We start from the raw sequence: 2,656 nt of genomic DNA on the forward strand, positions 1-2,656 counted from the left end.
GGCGCGGGGTACGCGCCGTGCTGCTGGAGGGCGGCCCGCGCCTGGCCGGGGCGTTCCTCGCCGCCGGCCTGGTCGACCGCGTCGTCGGCTATCTCGCTCCCCGGCTGCTCGGCGCCGGACCCGCCGCTCTGGTCGACGCGGGTGTGAGCACCATCGCCGAGGCCATCGACCTGGAACTCACCGACGTTACGCAGATCGGTCCCGACCTGCGGATCACCGCGCTGCCCCGAAAGAGGGAGGGCTAGGCATGTTCACCGGCATCGTCGAGGAACTGGGCGAGGTCGTCGGGATCACCCCGACGGCACAGGATTCGGCCACGGTCGCCGTACGCGGCCCACTGGTCACCTCCGACGCCCGACACGGCGACTCGATCGCGGTCAACGGCGTCTGCCTGACCGTGGTGGAGGTCGACGGCGGAGTGTTCACCGCCGACGTGATGGGCGAGACGCTCCGGCGTACGGCGCTGGGCGCGCTGCGCGCCGGCGACCCGGTCAACCTGGAACGCGCCGCCGCACTGAACAGCCGCCTCGGCGGTCACCTGGTGCAGGGGCACGTCGACGGGGTGGGCGAGGTGATCTCCCGGGAACCGGCGCCGCGCTGGGAGACGGTCCGGTTCCGGCTGCCCGCCGCACTCTCCAAGTACGTGGTGGAGAAGGGGTCGATCACCGTGGACGGGGTGTCGTTGACGGTGGCCGAGGTCGGTGACGACTGGTTCTCCGTGGGCCTGATCCCCACCACGCTCTCGCTGACCACGCTCGGCGGCCGGACCGTCGGCGACCCGGTCAACCTGGAGACCGACGTCCTGGCCAAGTACGTCGAGCGCCTGCTCACCGCGCGCTCCACCGGAAGCGGAGTGCCGGCATGAGCGAGCGTCAGCGAGCGAATCATCGGTGCAGTAAGGCGCTGCCTCATGGCGGCACGGAGCGAAGCGGAGTGCCGGCATGACCTTCGATCGCATCGAGGACGCGCTGGCGGAGATCGCCGCCGGTCGACCGGTCATCGTCACCGACGACGCGGACCGGGAGAACGAGGGCGACCTGATCTTCGCCGCCGAGTTGGCCACCCCGGAACTGCTCGCGTTCACCGTGCGGCACACCTCCGGCTTCATCTGCGTACCGCTCACCGAGGACGAGTGCGACCGGCTCGACCTGCCGCCCATGCACCACACGAACCAGGACCGGCGGCAGACCGCGTACACGGTGACCGTGGACGCCCGCGAGGGCGTGAGCACCGGTATCTCCGCCGCCGACCGGGCGCACACCATCCGGCTGCTCGCCGACCCGGCCACCGGCCCGGCCGACCTGGCCCGACCCGGTCACGTGGTGCCGCTGCGGGCCCGCACCGGCGGGGTGCTGCGTCGGCCGGGGCACACCGAGGCGGCCGTGGACCTGACCCGGTTGGCCGGGCTGCGTCCGGCCGGCGTGCTCTGCGAGCTGGTCAACGACGACGGCACCATGATGCGGTTGCCGGACCTGGAGAAGTTCCGGGCCGAACACTCGCTGACCCTGATCACCATCGCCGACCTGATCGCCTACCGACGGCGCACCGAGAAGCAGGTGGAGCTGGTCGCCGACGCGCGGATGCCCACCGAGCACGGGGTGTTCCGGGCGTTGGGCTACCGCAGCGAGTACGACACGGCCGAGCACGTGGCGCTGGTGATCGGCGACATCGGTGACGGGCGCGACGTGCTGGTGCGGGTGCACTCCGAGTGCCTGACCGGCGACGTCTTCGCCTCGGTGCGCTGCGACTGCGGGCCGCAGCTCAACGCCGCGCTGGAGCGGGTGGCCCGGGAGGGGCGGGGCGTGGTCCTCTACGTCCGAGGCCACGAGGGACGCGGCATCGGCCTGTTGCACAAGCTCCAGGCGTACCAGTTGCAGGACCAGGGCCGGGACACCGTCGACGCGAACCTGGACCTGGGCCTGCCGGCCGACGCCCGGGACTACGGCACCGGCGCGCAGATCCTCTACGACCTCGGGGTCCGCACGATGCGGCTGCTGACCAACAACCCGGCCAAGCGGGCCGGGCTGGAAGGCTACGGGCTCACCGTGACCGGCCGTGAGGGCCTGCCGGTGCGCCCGCACCCGGAGAACGTGCGCTACCTGCGCACCAAGCGGGACCGGATGGGGCACCTGCTCGACCTGGACGAGGTGTCGGAGGCCCCGATGGGCCGTCCGGTCGCCGGCAAAGAGATCGGAGCGTAGGCGAGATGGCGGGTTTCGGCGAGCCGGGGACGACCCCGGTCGACGCGTCCGGGATGACCGTGGGAGTGGTCGCCGCACGGTGGCACGGTGAGCTGACCGACCACATGCTGGAGCGGGCGGTCGCCGCCGCGCAGGCGTGCGGGGCGCGGGCCGTGACGGCCCGGGTGGCCGGCTCGGTGGAGCTGCCGGTGGTCGCGCAGGCGTTGGCCCGCCGCTGCGACGTGGTGGTCGCGCTCGGCGTCGTGATCCGTGGCGCGACCGCGCACTTCGACTACGTCTGCCGCTCGGTCACCGACGGGCTGACCCGCATCGCGCTGGACGAGGGCAAGCCGGTGGCACACGGCGTGCTCACCGTCGACACCATCGAGCAGGCCCGCGACCGGGCCGGGCTGCCCGGCTCCGCCGAGGACAAGGGCTGGGCCGCCACCGTCGCCGCACTCGACGCGGCGCTGGCC

The 2,656-nt window shown here is 72.8% G+C and carries 4 protein-coding genes; all 4 read left to right on the plus strand.

Annotation, left to right across the window (positions count from 1 at the left end):
* On the plus strand, positions 1 to 245 hold a 245-nt coding region (locus tag EYA84_RS30120; protein ID WP_201272526.1), incomplete at its 5' end, for a dihydrofolate reductase family protein.
* Between the two features lie 2 nt (positions 246 to 247).
* The gene (locus EYA84_RS30125; RefSeq protein ID WP_131057555.1) at positions 248 to 865 is read left to right on the plus strand and encodes a riboflavin synthase; all 618 of its coding nucleotides are present in this window, start codon (positions 248 to 250) and stop codon (positions 863 to 865) included.
* Positions 866 to 941: 76 nt separating this feature from the next.
* Positions 942 to 2,201 (plus strand): bifunctional 3,4-dihydroxy-2-butanone-4-phosphate synthase/GTP cyclohydrolase II, encoded by a 1,260-nt coding sequence (locus EYA84_RS30130; RefSeq protein ID WP_131057558.1) that lies wholly within the window; start codon positions 942 to 944, stop codon positions 2,199 to 2,201.
* A 5-nt stretch (positions 2,202 to 2,206) separates the two neighbouring features.
* The coding region (ribH, locus tag EYA84_RS30135) for a 6,7-dimethyl-8-ribityllumazine synthase (RefSeq protein ID WP_131057561.1) at positions 2,207 to 2,656 on the plus strand (450 nt) is incomplete at its 3' end.

Source organism: Verrucosispora sp. SN26_14.1 (genome assembly GCF_004307965.1).
GTDB lineage: Bacteria > Actinomycetota > Actinomycetes > Mycobacteriales > Micromonosporaceae > Micromonospora.

Coding starts and splice junctions, on each gene's coding strand:
- EYA84_RS30125 (WP_131057555.1), top strand. CDS start 248: ATGTTCACCGGCATCGTCGAGGAACTGGGCGAGGTCGTCGGGATCACC.
- EYA84_RS30130 (WP_131057558.1), top strand. CDS start 942: ATGACCTTCGATCGCATCGAGGACGCGCTGGCGGAGATCGCCGCCGGT.